The organism is Pseudomonas sp. AMR01 (genome assembly GCF_041946035.1).
Taxonomy (GTDB): Bacteria; Pseudomonadota; Gammaproteobacteria; order Pseudomonadales; family Pseudomonadaceae; genus Aquipseudomonas; species Aquipseudomonas antarctica_B.
Genome location: NZ_JAUTYR010000030.1, coordinates 39367 through 59213, shown reverse-complemented (window position 1 = coordinate 59213; position 19847 = coordinate 39367). Strand labels below are relative to the sequence as shown.

Genomic DNA, 19847 nt, shown 5'->3' with positions numbered 1-19847 from the left:
CGAGTGGTGGGGCACAGACCTTTTGGTTACTTTTGGGGCGTTTGCCAAAAGTGACCCGCTGTAAGAGCGGAACCAATTTCAGCCGTTACCGCACCAACGGATATGTACCCAAAAACCCCCACAACACCACTCACCCAGCCTTACGCTCTTGCGCTCGCCCCACCGAACACACTTCATCCAAAAACTTCACCACGGTCCCCATGCACGCCTGGCGCTCTTCCACGTGAGGCATGTGGCTGGAGTCTTCAAACAACGCCCAGCGTACGTCAGCAATCTCATCCAGAAACGGCTTCACCACCAACGGCGTGGCCTCGTCATGGCGCCCGGAAATCACCAGCGTCGGCACGTTGACTGCCGATAAGCGGCCAATCACGTTCCAGTCTTTCAAGCTGCCGATCACGTGAAACTCGGTCGGCCCGCTCATGGCGTGGTACACCGTCGGGTCTGCGTCCACGGCGGCAAAGGTGCGTGCCACTTCTTCCGGCCACGGGTTGACGCGGCACACGTGCTGGTCATAAAAAATCCGCGACGCGGCCAGGTATTCAGGGTTTTGGTAGTCACCCGTCTCTTCGTATTTGAGCAGCGTTTCATGCACACCTTCAGGCAACAATTTGCGCAGGCGGTTGGCCTCGCTGACCCACGTGCGCATGCACGTTGGGGAGTTGGCCGGGATAAACGCGCGCAGGCCCTTGGGTTGCAGAATGGCGTGCTCGCTGCCGAGCATGCCGCCCCAGGATTGCCCGAGGATCGCGTAGTTATCACTGATGTGCAGGTGGTCCAGCAGGTTGTTCAATTCTTCAAGGAACAGGCCGACGGTCCAGAAGGACGGGGCTTTTTCCGGCAGGTGCGTGGAGCGGCCGTTGCCCAGTTGGTCGTAGTGAATCACCGCATGGCCGCTGGCGGCGACGTCCTTGAAGGCGTCGACGTAGTCATGGGTGCAACCCGGGCCGCCGTGGATGATCACCAACGGTGTACGGCCACTGGCCAGGTCGCCGGTGACGCGGTACCAGGTCTGGTAGGCGCCAAAGGCCGCATAGCCTTCGCGGATCTTTTCGATGAATTCCATTTCGTGCCCTGCTCTGAAAAAAGGATCAGGGACACGATAATCGGCGGGTGAAATTTAGGTAACTAGCAAAACAGCTAGGTTTTACCGACAGTCAATCTTCCAGCAGGCGGTAATGGGTGGCGCGTACCACCGCCTGAACACGGTTTTTGGCGCCCAGTTTGTGCATCGCTGAGGCCAGGTGCAGGGTGACTACTGCCAGGGAACGGCTCAATTGCGTGGCGATGTCGGCGGCGGTCAGGCCGTCGGCGGCCCATTTCAGGCATTCGCGCTCGCGCTTGGTCAGATGAATATGCGGGTAAGTGCGTAGCTCTTTGCTGAACAACGGGTAGGCCGCTTCCTGCAACGCGTGGGTAATCAGGCTGAAATCGGCGAGGGTTTGCTGCGCATCCTTCAACACTGTTTGTGCCTTGCCGGTGCGCAGGCCGGTCAGGGAGGCGAAACCACCGCGCGGCAGGTGGATGGGCACGCTGACGCCGCAGGTTAATTGGCGCTCATGCAGATAAGAGGACACCGGCGCGTGGCACGGGTCGATGATCTTTTGCAGCGCGGTCTCGGCCTTTGCATCGTAGGACCATACGAACGGCGACACCGTGCTCAGGGCCAGGTGCTGCACCGGATCGATCTGGTAAAACCCTTCGCTGCACCATAAGGCGTGCCAGTCGGTGGGGGTATTACGCAGTTCCAGCACGGAAGGCGTGATAAGGGCGCCGTCATGGTCGATCGGCACCGGGGTGTAGTCGTACACCAGCGCATCGAAGCCCAACTGCTGGGCGAGGATAAATGTATTGTCCATCTGCTCATCCAGGCTCCTGCCCGGCATGAGACGGCTGTTGAAGGCAGTTAGCTTGGCCAGCATCCGTTCTGCTCCCGAATTCATTTGAATCTCGACTTGCGGCAAGTAGAATGCCACGCCCCGGCGAAGGACTGCCAGGCCAAACCTATAAGAAATACTAGGTTATGGACGCACGGCATCCTCGGTAGTGTTGGCCTGATAAACGGCCGCTACCTGCCAGGCCGATACAACACAAGGAATGTATGCATGTGGCGTGAAATTGCCCCCGACCAGCAATACAACGTGACAGTCGACGGCCATAACCTCGTGGTCTACAGCTTTGGCGAGGGCGATGAGGTGCTGCTGTGTCTCAACGGCGGGCCGGGCCTGCCGTGTGACTACTTGCGCGACGCCCATGGCTGGCTCAAGAACCATAACCTGCGAGTGGTTGCATTCGACCAGCTTGGCACCGGCGCATCAGCCAGACCGACCGACGTTTCGCTGTGGGAAATCGGCCGTTATGTCGAAGAAGTCGAAACCGTGCGCCAAGCCCTGGGCCTGGGCCGCGTGCATTTGCTGGGGCATTCCTGGGGCGGCTGGCTCGGCATCGAGTACGCCATCCATTACCCCGACGCGCTGAAAAGCCTGATCCTGGAAAACACCGTCGGCGACATTCCGCACCTTTCTCAAGAACTCGAACGCCTGCGCGGCGCCCTCGGCAGCGAAACCGTGGCGATGATGCAGCGCCACGAAGCCATGGGCACGCTCGATCACCCGCAGTACCAGGCCGCCATTACCTTGCTCAACTATCGTCACGTCTGCCGCCTGGACGAGTGGCCCGCGCCGGTCAAACGTTCTCTCGATGACTGGAACATGGGCCCTTACGAGACCATGCAAGGCCCCAACGAATTCCTCTACATCGGCAACCTCAAGGACTGGAACCGCCTCAAGGAGATGGCCGCGTTCAAGATGCCGATGCTGATCACCACCGGGCAGCACGACGAACTCACGCCGGCCTGCGCCCAGCGCATGAAACTGGCGGCCAAACACGCCGAACTGCACGTGTTTCCCAACAGCAGCCACATGCCATTTTATGAGGAGCCCCAAGCGTACTTCCCGGTGCTGCTGGACTTCCTCGCGCGTAACCGGGGCTGACGGATGAACCTGGCGCGTTATCGTTTTGTGCTGTCCCGGCCGCTGCAATTGCTGCCGGTGCTGTTTGGCATTAGCCTGATCACCTTTGTGCTGGTGCGCTCTATTCCCGGCGACCCGGCGCGTGCGCTGTTGGGGTCGCGCAGCACGCCGGACGCCTTGCTGAAAATCCGCGCCCAGTACGGCCTCGACCAGCCTCTGTGGCTGCAATATTTCTACTTCCTCAAGAACCTGCTCAAGGGCGATCTCGGCCAATCACTGCTTTATAAAGTCGACGCCTTGAAACTCATCGTCACCCGTATCGAGCCGACCCTGGTATTGGTGCTCGGCAGTGTGGTGCTGGCGCTGTTGATCGCGGTGCCGCTGGCCACGGTGGCGGCGCGCAATAAAGGCGGCTGGGCGGACAATTTGATCCGCGTGTTCACCACGGTCGGCCTGGGCATGCCAGCATTTTGGCTGGGCTTGATGCTGATTCTGTTGCTGAGTGTGCAGTGGGGCTTGTTCCCGGTGTCCGGCTACGGGCGCACGTTGGTGGACAAGGCTCACCATATGGTGTTGCCATGCCTGACTATCGCGCTCGCGCTGTCGGCGGTGCTGGTGCGCAATTTGCGCGCGAGCATGTTGATGGAGTTGCAGGCCGATCACGTCACCGCCGCGCGCGCGCGTGGGTTGTCGCAAGCGGCTGTATTCCGCCGTCATGTATTGCCCAATTCCCTGGTGCCGGCGGTCAACCTGCTGGCGGTGAATATCGGCTGGCTGATTAGCGGCACGGTGGTGATCGAAAGCCTGTTCGCCATTCCCGGCATCGGCCAGTTGCTGGTGCGCGGGATCTTCACGCGCGACTACATGGTGGTTCAAGGCGTAGCGATGGTGCTGGCCTGCGCGACCGTGGTGGTGAACTTCCTGGCTGACGTGGCAACGGTCGCCCTGGACCCGCGAGTGAAAATGCAATGAGCACGCGCCGATTGAGTGCACCCTGGCGTTTGCGCCTGCGGTTTGGTTTTCGCAACGGTCGACTGACGGCAGCGTGGGGCGTTTTGATCCTCTTCGCGTGGTTCGCTCTGGCGCTGTTCGCGCCGTGGGTCGCGCCCTACGACCCCATTGCGCAGAACACCGATTTCAATTTATTGGCGCCCAGTCTCGCCCATCCATTCGGCACCGATAACTACGGCCGGGATATTCTTTCAAGGGTGATCTGGGGCGCGCGGATTGACCTGCAATTGGCCGTGATTGGCGTGATTTTTCCGTTCATGATCGGCACCTTCGTTGGCGCCGTGTCCGGCTACATCGGCGGGCGTTTCGACAGCTTCTGCATGCGCGTGATCGACGTGATCCTGGCCTTTCCGTTTCTGGTGCTGATGCTGGCGATCATGGCCATCCTCGGGCCGGGCTTGAAGAGTTTTTATATCGCTATGGCGCTGGTGGGCTGGGTCTCGTATGCGCGGCTGATCCGCTCGCAGATCCTGGTGCTCAAGGAGAGCGAATTTGCCCTGGCCGCCAAGAGCCTGGGCTTCGGCCATGGGCGCATTCTGTTCCGGCATTTGTTACCGAATGCGATGTTTGGCTCGATTGTGTTTTCCATGTCTGACGCGGTGCTGGTGCTGCTCAATGGCGCCGCCGTGAGCTACCTCGGCCTGGGCGTGCAACCGCCGACGGCCGAGTGGGGGACGATGGTCGCCGAAGGGCAAGCGTTCATCACCACCGCGTGGTGGATCTGCACCTTTCCGGGCCTGGCCATTGTGACCCTGGCCATGGGTTTCAGCCTGCTCGCCGATGGTGTCGCGCAAGTGCTGGGGGATCGCGTATGAGCCTGCTGCAAGTGCGCGACCTCAGCGTGATCGCCAATAACACCGGGCGCGATGTCACCCTGGTTGACCGCGTGTCCTTCGACCTTGCCGAAGGTGAAATTCTTGGCCTGGTCGGCGAGAGCGGTTCGGGCAAGACCCTGGCGTGTCGCGGGTTGATGCGGTTGTTGCCTTCGCAGCATCTGCGGGTGCAGGGCGGTTCGGTGCGTCTGGCCGGTAAAGACTTGCTGCCGTTGGATGAGGCCGGTATGCGCGCGGTGCGTGGCGGGCAACTGGGCATGATTTTCCAGAACCCCAGCAGCCACCTCGACCCCTTGATGCGCATTGGTGACCAGATCGCCGAAGGCATTCGTTTGCATCAAGGTGCGTCGAAAAAAGACGCGCGCCTGCAAGCCATTGATGTGCTGCGTCAGGTCGGCATTCCCGACCCGCAGGCGCGGGTCGACAACTACCCCCATGAGTTTTCCGGCGGCATGCGTCAGCGCGCGATGATCGCTGTGGCGTTGGGCTGCAACCCGAACGTATTGATCGCCGATGAACCGACCACCGCGCTGGACGTGACGGTGCAGGCGCAAATCCTGCGCCTGTTGCTGGATTTGCGCGACACGCGCGGCCTGTCGATCATCATGATCACCCACGACCTCGGCGTGGTGGCGCAAACCTGTGATTCCATCGCGGTGATGTACGCCGGTCGCCTGTGCGAGTACGGCAGCAAGTACGACTTGCTCGCTCATCCGCAACACCCCTACACCGCCGGCCTGATCGATTGCCAGCCCGCCCGCAGCAGCGGTCACGCCTTGCTGCGCACTATCCCCGGCCAGCCGCCATTACTGGATGCGTTGCCCACCGGTTGCCGCTTCAATCCGCGCTGCCCCCAGGTTGGTGCGCTGTGTACGCAGGTGCTGCCCGAAGGCGCGCGCGTGGCCTGTCACTATCCGTTGGGAGCGCAGCCATGAGCCTGTTGCAAATCAAGGATCTGGAGGTGCGCTTTGCTGCCGCTGGCACAGGTTTTTTCGGCCTGAACAAACAGTGGGTGAGGGCGGTGAACGGTGTGTCGCTGAACCTGGCCGCAGGCGAAACCCTCGGACTGGTCGGCGAGTCCGGCAGCGGTAAAAGCACCCTGGGCCGGGCGGTTCTGCACCTCAACCCCATCAGCGCCGGGCAGGTGCTGTTCGACGGCATCGACATGGCCCACGCCAGCCCCATCGACATCGCGCGACTGCGTCACGAAACCGCGATGATTTTTCAGGACCCGTACGCCGCGCTGAACCCACGCCATACCATCGGCGAAACCCTCGCCGAAGTGCTGCGGGTGCAGCGCAAGGTCAGCGCGGAGCAAATCCCGGCGCGGGTGAACGAACTGCTCGACCTGGTGGGCCTGCGCCCCGAATTGGCCACTCGCAAACCCGGCTCCCTCAGCGGCGGCCAGTGCCAGCGCGTCGGCATCGCCCGGGCGCTGGCGGTGGAGCCGCGTTTGATCATCGCCGATGAATGCGTGGCGGCGCTGGATGTGTCGATTCAGGGCCAGATCATCAACCTGCTGCTGGAGCTGCAACAGCGCATGAACCTGGCGATTCTGTTTATCGCCCATGACCTGGCCATCGTGCGCCGCCTGTGTGACCGCGTGGCGGTGATGTACCTGGGCAAGATCGTCGAAGAAGGCCCGGTAGAGGCGGTGTTTACCTCGCCGCGTCATCCGTATACGGCGGCGTTGATCGAAGCGATTCCGGAGATTGATCCGCACCGGCCTTTGCCTGCAGAGCCCTTGCCCGGTGAGCCACCAAGCCCGCTGAATTTGCCTGCTGGCTGCGCCTTTCACCCGCGTTGTCGGCATGCGCGGCCGATGTGTTCCTTGGTGTTGCCGCCTACCCATTTTCTGCACGAGCATCGGTACAGTTGCGTGCTTGAAGAACCCCTGCTTAACCCACTTCTGCCATTCATTAACAAGGAGTTATGACATGCAATCGCGCCACTTGAAGTTACTTGCCGCCGCCACGCTCACCGCGTGGTCGCTGACCGCAGGTTTGGCCCAGGCCGCCGGTGTCCTGACCATCGGCTGCCGTGAAGACAGCACTACGTTCGACCCGATCAAAAGCGCGCAGAACCGCGACACCTGGGTGTTCGCCAACGTCTACGACACCCTGGTGCGCGTGGATAACCTGGGCACCAAGATGGAACCGGGCCTGGCGCAAAGCTGGGATATTTCCAAGGATGGCCTGACCTACACCTTCAAGCTGCGTGACGCGAAGTTTTCTGACGGCTCGGCGATCACCGCTGAGGATGCGGCGTTCAGCCTGTTGCGTATTCGTGACAACAAGGCCTCGCTGTGGAGTGACCCGTTCAGCTTGATCGATACCGCCAAGGCGGCTGACCCGCAAACCCTGGTGGTCACCCTGAAAACCCCGGCGGTAGCCTTCCTCTCGCAATTGGCGTCGCCGACAGTGTCTATCCTGTCGGAAAAAGCCATGACCAAAATGGGCGAAGACGCCTACTCGGAAAACCCGGTGACGTCCGGCGCGTTTACCGTTGAGGAATGGCGCAAGGGTGATCGCGTTATCCTCAAGAAGAACCCGAACTTCTGGCAGGCCAAAAACGTCAGCCTGGACGGCGTGGAGTGGGTCTCGGTGACTGACGACAACACGCGCATGCGCATGGTGCAGAACAACGAACTCGACACCGCGATTTTCGTGCCGTTTTCTCGGGTTGAAGAACTGAAGAAAGACAAGAACGTGGTGATCCACTCCGACCCGTCGACCCGCGAAGATCACCTGCTGATCAACCACGCCCACGGCCTGCTCGCCAAGAAAGAAGTGCGCGAAGCGCTGGATATGGCCATCGACAAACAATCGCTGGTCAAGACCGCCACTTACGGTCAAGGCACCGTGGCTTATTCCTACATTCCGAAGGGCTCGCTGTACCACTACGCTAACAACCTGCAACGCCCGTATGACCCGACCGCCGCGAAGAAGCTGCTGGAAGAGGCTGGCGCCAAGGACTTGAAGCTCAATTACGTGGTCAACGCCGGCAACGAAGCCGACGAGCAGATTGCGGTGATCATCAAGGATCAACTGGCCAAGGTCGGCGTGACTGCCAACCTGCAAAAGGTCGACCCGACCCAGAGCTGGCAGATGCTGGTGGACGGTGAATACGATATGTCGGTGATGTACTGGACCAACGATATTCTCGATCCGGACCAGAAAACCACCTTCGTGCTGGGCCACGACACCAACCAGAACTACATGACCCGTTACAAGAACGACAAGGTCAAGGAACTGGTGGCCGCCGCACGGATCGAGGCTGACCCGGCCAAGCGTGAGCAGATGTATGTTGAATTGCAGAAACTGGCGAAACAGGACGTGAACTGGATTGATCTGTACTACAGCCCGTACATCAACATCTCGCGCAAGAATGTGAGTAACTTCCTGCAAAACCCGCTGGGGCGTTTTACCCTGGAAGAAGTGGTGAAAAATTAAGCCTGTAAACCCGGCGTGGCACAAGACCCGTGGCGAGCTCACACAGTGGGCTTGTTGTGTGTCAGGGGTTACTGCGCGTCGAATGCCTGGCCGTTGATGCCGGCACTGTCCGGCCCCATCAGGTACAGGTACACGGGCATGATCTCTTCCGGCGCGGGCCTTTCCATCGGGTTTTCCCCCGGATACGCCTGCGCCCGCATGCTGGTGCGCGTGCCGCCTGGGTTGATGCTGTTGGAGCGTACCGACGCCACATCTTCCAGCTCATCCGCCAGGGTTTGCATCAACCCTTCCGTCGCAAACTTCGACACCCCATAAGCGCCCCAATACGCCCGCCCCTTGCGCCCGACGCTGCTGGAAGTGAACACCACCGACGCATCCTGGGACAGCTTCAGCAGTGGCAGCAGAGTGCTGGTGAGCATGAACATCGCGTTGACGTTGACGTGCATCACGCGCATGAAATTCTCGCCGGACAACTGCTCGATCGGCGTACGCGGGCCGATGATCGAGGCGTTGTGCAGCAGGCCGTCGAGGTGGCCGAATTCTTTTTCGATCATCGCTGCCAGCTCATCATATTGATGGGGCAGGGCGGTCTCCAGGTTGAACGGAATCACCACCGGTTGTGGGTGGCCGGCGGCTTCGATTTCGTCGTACACCTGAGCCAGGTTGGCTTCGGTCTTGCCCAGCAACAGCACGGTAGCGCCATGGGCGGCATAGGTTTTCGCCGCCGCCGCGCCAATCCCGCGACCGGCGCCGGTCACCAGGATGACCCGGTCTTTGAGCAGTTCTGGACGTGCGGAGTAATCAAACATAAATAGCCTCGACAGAATTCAGCGGGTTGCCAGCACCAAGCTTGAGAGCAGTGGAGATCCCCTGTGGGAGGGGGCTTGCTCCCGATGGCGGTGGTTCAGTCAATGATATGTTGAATGGCGCACTGCAATCGGGAGCAAGCCCCCTCCCACATTTGGATCTTAATTGGTCAGTAAGTCTGGTGAATAATCAGCAACTGCACAGCGCGCTATCCAGCACCTTGCGCAATTCCAGCGGATGGTCCACCACCACATCGGCGCCCCAGTTGCGCGGGTTATCGTCCGGGTGAATGTAGCCGAACGTGACCGCAGCGGTGCGAGTGCCGGCGTCGCGGCCGGACTCGATGTCGCGCAGGTCGTCGCCCACGAACAGCACGCTGGCCGGGTCGAGGTTGAGCATCTTGCACGCCAGTATCAACGGCTCCGGGTCCGGCTTGCTGTTCTTCACATGGTCCGGGCAGATCAGCAGCGCCGAGCGCTCGGCCAAGCCCAGCTGCTGCATGATCGGCTCGGCAAAGCGCAGCGGCTTGTTGGTGACCACGCCCCATACCAGGTTGGATTTCTCGATGTCCGCCAGCAATTGCGCCATGCCGTCGAACAGTTTGCTGTGAATCGCGCAGCCCTTGAGGTAGCGCTCGAGGAATTCCTGACGCAGGTCTTCAAAGCCTGGGGATTCAGGGTCCATCGAGAAGGTCACGGCCACCATTGCCCGCGCACCGCCGGAGATTTCATCACGGATGTGCTGCGGGTTGATCGGTTCCAGGCCACGGTCGGCACGCATGGCCTGGCAGATGGCGATAAAGTCCGGCGCGGTGTCCAGCAGGGTGCCGTCCATATCGAAGAGAACTGCTCGCAACTTCACAGGCTTACTCCTCGCGCAGGGTTTGGATCATGTAGTTGACGTCAACGTCGCTGGCCAGCTTGTAGTGCTTGGTCAGCGGGTTGTAGGTCAGGCCGATGATGTCTTTCACGGTCAAGCCAGCCTGACGGCTCCAGGCGCCCAGTTCGCTTGGGCGGATGAATTTCTTGAAGTCGTGGGTGCCGCGCGGCAGCAACTTCATGATGTATTCGGCGCCGATGATGGCGAACAGGTAAGCCTTCGGGTTGCGGTTGATGGTGGAGAAGAACACCTGGCCGCCGGGCTTGACCATACGGAAGCAGGCGCGGATCACCGAGGACGGATCCGGCACGTGTTCAAGCATCTCAAGGCAGGTGACCACGTCGAACTGCTCGGGCATCTCTTCAGCCAGGTCTTCGGCAGTGATCTGGCGGTATTCCACGCTCACACCGGATTCCAGCTGATGCAATTGCGCCACGGCCAGCGGCGCTTCGCCCATGTCGATACCCATCACGGTGGCGCCGCGCTGGGCCATGGCTTCGCTGAGGATGCCGCCGCCGCAACCGACGTCCAGCACCTTCTTGCCAGCCAGGTTGACGCGTTCGTCAATCCAGTTGACCCGCAGCGGGTTGATGTCGTGCAGCGGTTTGAACTCGCTTTCACGGTCCCACCAGCGGTGAGCCAGGGCTTCGAATTTGGCGATTTCGGCGTGGTCGACGTTGCTCATGGTGAATCCTCTAAATCTGATAACTCGGTGTGTCAGCCCTGAACGTGCCCGTTCAACGCCGTCGTTAGTCGCTGTGCCCGCTGATGCGTTGGCCCCAGGCAATGGCCGTGGCGGTCAACTGTTGCTCATCCATGCGGGTCAATTGCCGGTCGTCGAGCAACTGCTTGCCGGCGACCCAAAGGTGTTTCACGCAATCGCGTCCAGTGGCGTATATAAGCTGTGAGACCGGATCGTAGATCGGTTGTTGCGCCAGCCCCGACAAATCAAAGGCGACGATGTCGGCGGCCTTGCCAACCTCCAGCGAGCCAATCTCGCTTTCCAGGCCCATGGCGCGCGCACCATTGAGCGTAGCCATGCGCAGGGCGCGGTGGGCGTCCAGAGCGGTGGCCGAACCGGCGACGGCCTTGGCCAGCATCGCGGCGGTGCGGGTTTCGCCCAGCAGGTCGAGGTCATTGTTGCTGGCGGCGCCGTCGGTGCCGATGGCCACATTGACTCCAGCCTGCCACAGACGCTCCACCGGGCAAAAGCCGCTGGCCAGTTTCAGGTTCGATTCCGGGCAATGAATGATGCTGGTGTTGCTTTCTACCAGCAAAGCCAGGTCATCCTCGCTGATTTGGGTCATATGAACGGCCTGGAAGCGCGGGCCCAGCAGCCCGAGTCGACCCAGGCGCGCCAATGGGCGCTCACCGGTCTGTTCGACGGCTTGCTGCACTTCAAAGGCGGTTTCGTGCACGTGCATATGGATGGACGCGTCCAGTTCTTCGGCGATCACGCGGATCTTCTCCAGGTTTTCATCGCACACGGTGTAGGGCGCGTGGGGGCCGAAGGTGATCTTGATGCGCGGGTGGTGCTTGAGGTCGCCGAACAGCTCGACGCCCTGGCGGATCGCCTCGTCCGGCGTGCTGGCGCCGGGGATCGGGAAGTCGAGGATCGGAATTGCGATTTGCGCGCGCATGCCGCTGTTGTGCACGCAGTCGCTGGCGACCTTGGGGTAGAAGTACATGTCAGAGAAGCAGGTGATGCCGCCTTTCAACTGCTCGGCGATCGCCAGGTCAGTGCCGTCGCGCACGAAGGCTTCATCGACCCATTTGGCCTCGGCGGGCCAGATGTGTTTTTCCAGCCAGGTCATCAGCGGCAAATCATCGGCCAGGCCGCGAAACAGGCTCATCGCCGCGTGGCCATGGGCGTTGATCAGGCCAGGGCTGAGCAGCATGCCCGGCAGTTCGCGCACCTCGGTCGCCGCCAGCTTGAGGGCCGCAGCCCGTGGGCCGATGAAGGCGATGCGCCCATCACGAATGCCCAGGCCGTGCTCCTTGAGCACCACACCGGCAGGTTCGACAGGTACCAGCCAGGTGGGCAGCAGCAACACGTCGAGCGGGGCGGCAGTGGAGGTCATCGCAGGCTTCTTCCCGGGCAGCTATAAAAAGAAGGGCGAAGTATACCCGAGCGTCCCCGCTGGCGGATCGCTATAATCGGCGGCTTTTGTTCATGAGTGCGGGGTTAGGGATGCGCGACCGACTGTTGGCTGCAGAGAAAGTGAAGGCCATCGATTGGCGGGATGGCGCGCTGCACCTGCTCGATCAGCGTGCCTTGCCGTCCCGGGAAAGCTGGGTGGCCTGCTCCACGGTGGAGGAGGTAGCAGCCGCGATTCGCGCGATGGTGGTGCGCGGCGCACCGGCTATTGGCATCAGCGCAGCTTATGGCCTGGTGCTTGCCGCCCGCGAGCGCATCGCCGAGGGCGGTGACTGGCAGGCGGCGTGGGAAGAAGACTACGCATTGCTGGCTGATTCCCGCCCCACCGCGTCGAATCTGTTCTGGGCGCTGAAGCGTATGCGCGATCGTCTGGACCGCGTTAAGAAGCACGCCGACCCGTTGGCCGTGCTGGAAGCCGAGGCGATTGCGATCCATGAGAGTGATCGGGAGGCCAACCTGACGATGGCGCAGTTGGGCGTCGAGTTGATCCGCAAGCACCAGGGCAATGCCCAGGCGATCCTGACCCACGGCAATGCGGGCGCGCTGGCGACGGGCGGCGTGGGCACGGCCCTTGGCGTGATTCGCGCGGCGTTTCTTGAAGGCATGGTCGAGCAGGTATACGCCAACGAAACGCGGCCGTGGCTGCAAGGTTCGCGGCTGACGGCGTGGGAGCTGGCGGGCGAGGGCATTCCGGTGACGGTAAATGCCGACTCGGCTGGCGCGCATGTCCTCAAGACCAAAGGGGTGACGTGGGTAATCGTCGGGGCCGACTGCATTGCGGCCAACGGTGATGTGATCGGTAAAATTGGCACCTATCAGCTGGCTGTGTGCGCCATGCACCATGGCGTGCGCTTTATGGTGGTGGCGCCGAGTTCGACCCTGGACTTGATGATGGCCACAGGCGATGACGTCGCGCTGGAAGAGCGCGATGCGGGTGAGTTGCTGGAAGTTGCAGGCCAGCGATTTGCTGCTGATGTAAGCGCGTACAACCCGGTATTTGATGTGACCCCGGCTGACTTGATTGATGTGATCGTCACCGAGCGGGGCATTGTGGAGCGGCCGGATACGGCTAAATTGGCCAAGTTGATGTGCCGTAAGCGCTTGCATTGAGTGCTGGGGTATTTGTGAAATTGCCATCGGGAGCAAGCCCCCTCCCACATTTTGAATGTGTTCGCAATTCAAGTGTGGGAGGGGGCTTGCTCCCGATTGGCCTCAAATGTCAACAAATCCATCGGATCTGCCCTCCAAAAATAGCACCAACCCACCTCTGAGCCCCTCTCGTCCCCCTCAAGCCTGTCATCCGTCAAATTACTAGCCTCCATGCGCATCAGGGGGATAGGTGCGTGGCGGCGATTGTGATAACATCCGGCGGTTTCCAGGGTTGCCCCGAGGGGTGGCCTGTAACGTGCAGATCCGTGTCATAACTCGTTGATTTGTCGTAAGTCGTTGTCAGGCACTCTGCCGGCAGCGGCGAGCTTCGTTCGTCCCATATGGATGTGACGAGGTTTCACCCGAAAAAGGAATCAGGCTTCTCATGGGCGAACTGGCCAAAGAAATCCTCCCGGTCAATATCGAAGACGAGCTGAAACAGTCCTACCTCGACTACGCGATGAGCGTAATTGTCGGTCGGGCACTGCCTGATGCGCGCGATGGCTTGAAGCCCGTGCACCGGCGTGTGCTGTTCGCGATGAGCGAGCTGGGTAACGACTGGAACAAGCCGTACAAGAAATCTGCCCGTGTTGTCGGTGACGTGATCGGTAAGTATCACCCTCACGGCGACACTGCGGTGTACGACACCATCGTTCGGATGGCCCAGCCGTTTTCCCTGCGCTACCTGCTGGTAGACGGCCAGGGCAACTTCGGTTCGGTCGACGGCGACAACGCTGCGGCCATGCGATACACCGAAGTGCGCATGACCAAGCTGGCGCACGAGCTGCTGGCTGACCTGCACAAAGAAACCGTGGACTGGGTGCCGAACTACGACGGCACCGAAATGATCCCTGCGGTCATGCCAACCCGTATTCCCAACCTGCTGGTCAACGGCTCCAGCGGTATCGCCGTGGGCATGGCCACCAACATCCCGCCACACAACCTCGGTGAAGTCATCGACGGTTGCCTGGCCCTCATCGACAACCCTGAGTTGACCATCGATGAGCTGATGCAATACATCCCCGGCCCGGACTTCCCGACCGCCGCGATCATCAACGGTCGCGCCGGCATCATCGAAGCCTACCGTACCGGTCGCGGCCGCATTTACATGCGCGCCCGCTCGATGATCGAAGACATCGACAAGGTCGGTGGCCGTCAGCAGATCGTCATCACCGAACTCCCTTACCAGCTGAACAAGGCGCGTCTGATCGAAAAGATCGCCGAGCTGGTTAAAGAGAAGAAGCTGGAAGGCATCACCGAGCTGCGCGACGAGTCTGACAAAGACGGTATGCGCGTGGTGATCGAGCTGCGCCGTGGCGAAGTGCCTGAGGTGATCCTCAACAACCTCTACGCCCAGACTCAGCTGCAAAGCGTATTTGGTATCAACGTTGTGGCACTGATCGACGGCCGCCCGCGCATCCTGAACCTCAAGGATCTGCTGGAAGCCTTCGTGCGTCACCGCCGCGAAGTGGTGACCCGCCGTACCGTGTTCGAACTGCGCAAGGCCCGCGAACGCGGCCACATCCTGGAAGGTCAGGCCGTTGCACTGTCGAACATCGACCCGGTTATCGCCCTGATCAAAGCCTCGCCGACCCCGTCGGAAGCGAAAGAAGCACTGATCAAGATGCCATGGGAATCCAGCGCCGTGGTGGCGATGGTTGAACGTGCCGGCGCCGATTCCTGCCGCCCGGAGACCCTGGACCCGCAATACGGTCTGCGCGATGGCAAATACTTCCTGTCGCCGGAACAGGCCCAGGCCATCCTGGAACTGCGCCTGCACCGCCTGACCGGTCTGGAGCACGAGAAACTGCTGGCCGAGTACCAGGAGATTCTCAACCAGATCGGCGAGCTGATCCGCATCCTCAATAGCGCTGTGCGTCTGATGGAAGTGATCCGCGAAGAACTGGAAGTGATCCGCGCCGAATACGGCGACGTGCGCCGCACTGAAATTCTGGATGCGCGCCTCGACCTGACCCTGGGCGACATGATCCCGGAAGAAGAACGTGTGGTGACCATCTCCCACGGCGGCTACGCCAAGACCCAGCCATTGGCTGCGTACCAGGCCCAGCGTCGTGGCGGTAAAGGTAAATCGGCTACTGGCGTCAAGGATGAGGACTACATCGCTCACCTGCTGGTCGCCAACAGCCACACCACGCTGCTGCTGTTCTCCAGCAAAGGCAAAGTGTACTGGCTGAAAACCTACGAAATTCCGGAAGCCTCCCGCGCTGCCCGTGGTCGCCCACTGGTCAACCTGCTGCCGCTGGACAGTGATGAATACATCACCACCATGCTGCCGGTCGACGAGTACACCGAAGGTCACTTTATCTTCATGGCAACCGCCAAAGGCACCGTGAAGAAGACCCCGCTGGAATCCTTCAGCCGTCAACGCAGCGTGGGCCTGATCGCCCTGGAGCTGGACGAAGGCGACGTACTGATCAGCGCTGCCATCACCGATGGCGAGCGTGAAGTCATGCTGTTCTCCGACGGCGGCAAAGTAACGCGCTTCAAGGAATCCGACGTGCGTGCCATGGGCCGTACCGCTCGCGGTGTGCGCGGCATGCGTCTGCCAGAAGGCCAGAAGCTGATTTCGATGCTGATCCCGGAAGAAGGCAGCCAGATCCTTACCGCTTCCGCCCGTGGCTACGGCAAACGTACCTCGATCACCGAGTTCCCGGAGTACAAGCGTGGCGGCCAGGGCGTTATTGCCATGGTCAGCAACGATCGCAACGGCCGTCTGGTCGGCGCGGTGCAGGTGCTCGATGGCGAGGAGATCATGCTGATTTCCGACCAGGGCACCCTGGTACGTACCCGCGTGGCTGAAGTGTCGAGCCTGGGCCGTAACACTCAAGGCGTGACCTTGATCAAGCTGGCCAAGGACGAAAAACTGGTCGGCCTCGAACGTGTTCAGGAACCGTCGGAAGTTGAAGGCGAGGAGCTGGAAGGTGAGGAATTTGAAGGCGAGGTGATCGCAACGGGCGATGACAACGTCGACGAGCCAACCCTCGATGCTGCCGCAGACGAAGAAGAACCGCAGGAATAAGCGGACACACAGGGGGCGGATGAAGATTCGCCCCCTTGTTGTTTGTCCGGATGGAAATATTGACACCCATGGAGATCTCTTGTGGGAGCGGGCTTGCTCGCGAAGGCGGACTGACATTCACCACAGATGGCGCCTGTTGGACCGCTTTCGCGAGCAAGCCCGCTCCCACATTGGATCTGGGGTCGGCTGATATATTTGCGTGACTACCACCAGATCAGAGTGAGATTGGATGTGAGCAAGAGAGCCTATAACTTCTGTGCCGGTCCCGCGGCGCTTCCTGAAGCAGTCCTGCAGCGTGCGCAGGGTGAACTCCTCGACTGGCATGGAAAAGGCCTCTCCGTGATGGAAATGAGCCATCGCAGCGATGAGTTCGTGTCCATTGCCAACAAGGCCGAGCAGGACCTGCGCGACTTGCTGGGCATTCCGTCCAATTACAAAGTGCTGTTCCTGCAAGGTGGCGCGAGCCAGCAATTCGCCCAGATTCCGCTGAACCTGCTGCCGGAAGACGGCACGGCTGACTATATCGATACCGGTATCTGGGGGCAGAAGGCCATTGAAGAGGCCTCCCGTTATGGCAACGTCAACGTCGCCGGTACCGCCAAGCCTTACGATTACTTCGCGATTCCCGGTCAGAACGAATGGAAGCTGTCGAAGGATGCCGCTTACGTTCACTACGTGGCGAACGAAACCATCGGCGGCCTGGAATTTGATTGGGTGCCGCAAGTGGGCGACGTTCCGTTGGTGTGCGACATGTCCTCGGACATCCTCTCGCGCCCAATCGACGTGTCCAAATACGGCATGATCTACGCTGGCGCACAGAAGAACATTGGCCCGAGCGGCATTCTGGTCAACATCATCCGTGAAGACCTGCTCGGTCGCGCCCGTTCGCTGTGCCCGACCATGCTCAACTACAAGGTCGCGGCCGATAATGGCTCGATGTACAACACCCCGCCCGCATTCGCCTGGTACCTCTCCGGCCTAGTCTTCGAGTGGCTGAAAGAGCAGGGCGGCGTGGCTGCCATGGGCAAGCTCAACGAAGTGAAGAAGCGCACCCTGTACGACTTCATCGATGCCAGCGGCCTGTACAGCAACCCGATCAACCTGACGGATCGCTCGTGGATGAACGTGCCGTTCTGCCTGGCGGACGACCGTTTGGACAAGCCGTTCCTGGCCGGTGCCGACGAGCGCGGTCTGCTGAACCTCAAGGGCCACCGTTCGGTCGGTGGCATGCGCGCCTCCATCTACAACGCTGTCGACATCAACGCGATCAACGCGCTGGTTTCCTACATGGCAGAGTTTGAAAAGGAACACGGCTAATGTCTGAGCATGAACTCAAGGCCCTGCGCGTACGCATCGACAGCCTGGACGAGAAGATCCAGGAACTGATCAGTGAGCGCGCGCGGTGCGCCCAGGAAGTGGCACGGGTGAAAATGGCCTCCCTGGCTGAAGGCGAAGTGCCGGTTTTTTACCGGCCTGAGCGTGAGGCCCAGGTACTCAAACGTGTGATGGAGCGCAACCGGGGCCCGCTGGGTAACGAGGAGATGGCGCGGCTTTTCCGTGAAATCATGTCCTCGTGCCTGGCGCTGGAAAAGCCGCTGAAAGTGGCTTACCTCGGCCCGGAAGGTACATTCACCCAAGCGGCGGCCATGAAACATTTCGGTCACGCTGTGATCAGCAAGCCAATGGCGGCGATCGATGAAGTGTTCCGTGAAGTGGCAGCCGGTGCTGTGAATTTCGGCGTGGTGCCGGTGGAAAACTCCACCGAAGGCGCGGTCAACCACACGCTCGACAGCTTCCTTGAACACGACATGGTGATCTGTGGCGAAGTAGAGCTGCGCATCCACCACCACCTGCTGGTGGGCGAGAGCACCAAGACCGACAGCATCAGCCGTATTTACTCGCATGCCCAGTCCCTGGCCCAGTGCCGCAAGTGGCTGGACGCGCATTACCCGAACGTGGAGCGCGTGGCGGTGTCCAGCAACGCCGAGGCCGCCAAGCGGGTCAAGGGTGAGTGGAATTCGGCGGCGATTGCCGGTGATATGGCTGCGGGCCTTTACGGGCTGACGCGCCTGGCCGAGAAAATCGAGGACCGCCCGGACAACTCCACACGTTTCTTGATGATCGGCAGCCAGGAAGTGCCGCCTACCGGCGACGACAAGACCTCGATCATTGTTTCCATGAGCAACAAGCCCGGCGCGCTGCATGAGCTGCTGGTGCCGTTCCACGATAACGGGATAGACCTGACGCGCATCGAAACGCGCCCTTCGCGCAGCGGTAAATGGACCTATGTGTTCTTTATCGACTTCATCGGCCATCACCGCGACCCGCTGGTTAAAGGTGTGCTGGAGCAAATCAGTCAGGAAGCCGTGGCACTCAAAGTGCTGGGCTCTTACCCGAAAGCGGTTTTGTGAGGCTTTAACATGAGTGGCAACTTCCTCGCCCTGGCTCAGCCGGGCGTGCAACAACTGTCGCCTTACGTTCCAGGTAAGCCTGTGGACGAGCTGGCGCGCGAGTTGAACCTGGACCCGGCGAACATCGTCAAGCTGGCCAGCAACGAAAATCCGTTGGGCCCGAGCCCGAAGGTGTTGGCGGCGATTCGTGAAGAGTTGGCCGAGTTGACGCGTTACCCGGACGGCAACGGTTTTGCCCTCAAGTCTCTGCTGGCGGAAAAATGCCGCGTTGAGCTGAACCAGGTCACGCTGGGTAACGGTTCCAACGACATTCTTGAGCTGGTCGGTCGCGCTTACCTGGCGCCCGGTCTGAATGCGGTGTTCAGCGAGCATGCGTTTGCGGTCTATCCGATCGTGACGCAGGCCGTAGGTGCTGATGCCCGTGTTGTTCCTGCGAAGGATTGGGGGCATGACCTGCCTGCCATGCTGGCGGCCATCGACGCGCAAACCCGCGTGGTGTTTATTGCCAACCCGAACAACCCGACCGGCACCTGGTTCGACGCCCAGGCGCTGAACGACTTCTTGCAGGATGTACCGGAGCATGTGCTGGTGGTGCTGGACGAGGCCTACATCGAGTACGCCGAAGGCAGCGATCTGCCGGACGGCCTGGACTTCCTCGCGGCCTACCCGAACCTGCTGGTATCGCGCACATTCTCCAAGGCGTATGGCCTGGCGTCGTTGCGGGTTGGCTACGGCTTGTCCACCGCGGTAGTGGCCGATGTGCTGAACCGCGTTCGCCAACCGTTCAACGTCAACAGCCTTGCCTTGGCGGCGGCGTGTGCGGCGGTACAGGATGCCGAATACTTGGAAGAAAGTCGTCGCATCAACGAAACCGGCATGTTGCAACTGCAGGAAGGTTTCCGTGAATTGGGCCTGGGCTGGATTCCGTCCAGGGGCAACTTCATCTGTGTCGACCTCGGCCAAGAGGCGGCTCCGGTTTTTCAGGGGCTGTTGCGCGAAGGCGTGATCGTGCGCCCGACGGCCAATTACGGCATGCCGAACCATTTACGCATTACCATCGGCTTGCCGGCTGAAAACGCCCGCTTCCTGGAGGCGCTGGCCAAGGTTCTGGCTCGTGGTTGATGTCACTGCATTG

Annotated in this window: 17 protein-coding genes; 11 read left to right on the top strand and 6 right to left on the bottom strand. The window is 60.7% G+C overall.

Annotated elements, in window-relative coordinates; all coding sequences use genetic code 11:
* Positions 1-130 precede the first annotated feature (130 nt).
* Positions 131-1066, bottom strand: coding sequence for a proline iminopeptidase-family hydrolase (locus Q7C20_RS21300; protein WP_348062160.1), 936 nt, complete (start codon positions 1064-1066; stop codon positions 131-133).
* Positions 1067-1157: 91 nt separating this feature from the next.
* Positions 1158-1922 (bottom strand): LuxR family transcriptional regulator, encoded by a 765-nt coding sequence (locus Q7C20_RS21295; RefSeq protein WP_348062161.1) that lies wholly within the window; start codon positions 1920-1922, stop codon positions 1158-1160.
* A gap of 183 nt (positions 1923-2105) precedes the next feature.
* Here Q7C20_RS21295 and Q7C20_RS21290 point away from each other — a divergent pair, with 183 nt between their 5' ends.
* Genes Q7C20_RS21290 through Q7C20_RS21265 form a run of 6 tightly spaced genes read left to right on the top strand, consistent with a single transcriptional unit; the run spans position 2106 to position 8268 of the window.
* Entirely contained in the window at positions 2106-2993 is an 888-nt protein-coding gene (locus Q7C20_RS21290) for a proline iminopeptidase-family hydrolase (protein ID WP_375069994.1), read from the top strand.
* Positions 2994-2996: 3 nt separating this feature from the next.
* Complete coding sequence (locus tag Q7C20_RS21285) at positions 2997-3944, top strand: ABC transporter permease (protein WP_375069992.1); 948 nt, start codon at positions 2997-2999, stop codon at positions 3942-3944.
* Positions 3941-4798, top strand: coding sequence for an ABC transporter permease (locus tag Q7C20_RS21280; protein WP_375069991.1), 858 nt, complete (start codon positions 3941-3943; stop codon positions 4796-4798). Before Q7C20_RS21285 ends, Q7C20_RS21280 begins: the two co-directional genes overlap by 4 nt.
* On the top strand, positions 4795-5751 hold the full coding sequence (locus tag Q7C20_RS21275) for an ABC transporter ATP-binding protein (protein ID WP_375069990.1): 957 nt from the start codon (positions 4795-4797) through the stop codon (positions 5749-5751). Before Q7C20_RS21280 ends, Q7C20_RS21275 begins: the two co-directional genes overlap by 4 nt.
* The gene (locus Q7C20_RS21270; RefSeq protein WP_375069989.1) at positions 5748-6752 is read left to right on the top strand and encodes an ABC transporter ATP-binding protein; all 1005 of its coding nucleotides are present in this window, start codon (positions 5748-5750) and stop codon (positions 6750-6752) included. The genes Q7C20_RS21275 and Q7C20_RS21270 overlap by 4 nt, the downstream gene beginning before the upstream one ends.
* A 1-nt stretch (position 6753) precedes the next feature.
* The gene (locus Q7C20_RS21265; RefSeq protein ID WP_375069987.1) at positions 6754-8268 is read left to right on the top strand and encodes an ABC transporter substrate-binding protein; all 1515 of its coding nucleotides are present in this window, start codon (positions 6754-6756) and stop codon (positions 8266-8268) included.
* 68 nt (positions 8269-8336) lie between these two features.
* Here Q7C20_RS21265 and Q7C20_RS21260 read toward each other — a convergent pair whose 3' ends face one another.
* The 4 genes from Q7C20_RS21260 to Q7C20_RS21245 all read right to left on the bottom strand — a co-directional run bounded on the left by Q7C20_RS21260 (position 8337) and on the right by Q7C20_RS21245 (position 12035).
* Complete coding sequence (locus Q7C20_RS21260; RefSeq protein ID WP_348062372.1) at positions 8337-9077, bottom strand: YciK family oxidoreductase; 741 nt, start codon at positions 9075-9077, stop codon at positions 8337-8339.
* A 187-nt stretch (positions 9078-9264) separates the two neighbouring features.
* Positions 9265-9936 (bottom strand): N-acetylmuramic acid 6-phosphate phosphatase MupP, encoded by a 672-nt coding sequence (gene mupP / locus Q7C20_RS21255; protein ID WP_375069985.1) that lies wholly within the window; start codon positions 9934-9936, stop codon positions 9265-9267.
* Positions 9937-9940: 4 nt separating this feature from the next.
* Positions 9941-10639, bottom strand: a complete 699-nt coding sequence (ubiG, locus tag Q7C20_RS21250) for a bifunctional 2-polyprenyl-6-hydroxyphenol methylase/3-demethylubiquinol 3-O-methyltransferase UbiG (RefSeq protein ID WP_122305469.1) — start codon at positions 10637-10639, stop codon at positions 9941-9943.
* A 64-nt stretch (positions 10640-10703) separates the two neighbouring features.
* Positions 10704-12035 carry a TRZ/ATZ family hydrolase gene (locus Q7C20_RS21245; RefSeq protein ID WP_375069983.1) on the bottom strand — a complete coding sequence of 444 codons (1332 nt, stop codon included), beginning with the start codon at positions 12033-12035 and terminating at the stop codon, positions 10704-10706.
* 110 nt (positions 12036-12145) lie between these two features.
* On the opposite strand from Q7C20_RS21245, the gene mtnA reads away from it, so the two are divergent.
* The 5 genes from mtnA (at position 12146) to hisC (ending at position 19834) form a co-directional block, all read left to right on the top strand.
* Entirely contained in the window at positions 12146-13222 is a 1077-nt protein-coding gene (gene mtnA / locus Q7C20_RS21240) for an S-methyl-5-thioribose-1-phosphate isomerase (RefSeq protein WP_375069981.1), read from the top strand.
* Between the two features lie 424 nt (positions 13223-13646).
* On the top strand, positions 13647-16301 hold the full coding sequence (gene gyrA / locus Q7C20_RS21235; RefSeq protein ID WP_375069980.1) for a DNA gyrase subunit A: 2655 nt from the start codon (positions 13647-13649) through the stop codon (positions 16299-16301).
* Between the two features lie 231 nt (positions 16302-16532).
* A complete protein-coding gene (gene serC, locus Q7C20_RS21230) occupies positions 16533-17618 on the top strand; it encodes a 3-phosphoserine/phosphohydroxythreonine transaminase (RefSeq protein ID WP_375069978.1) in 1086 nt (361 codons plus the stop codon).
* Positions 17618-18712 (top strand): prephenate dehydratase, encoded by a 1095-nt coding sequence (gene pheA, locus Q7C20_RS21225; protein WP_375069976.1) that lies wholly within the window; start codon positions 17618-17620, stop codon positions 18710-18712. Before serC ends, pheA begins: the two co-directional genes overlap by 1 nt.
* A 9-nt stretch (positions 18713-18721) precedes the next feature.
* Positions 18722-19834: a histidinol-phosphate transaminase gene (gene hisC / locus Q7C20_RS21220; protein ID WP_375069974.1), complete on the top strand. Its 1113-nt coding sequence runs from the start codon at positions 18722-18724 to the stop codon at positions 19832-19834.
* Positions 19835-19847 lie beyond the last annotated feature (13 nt).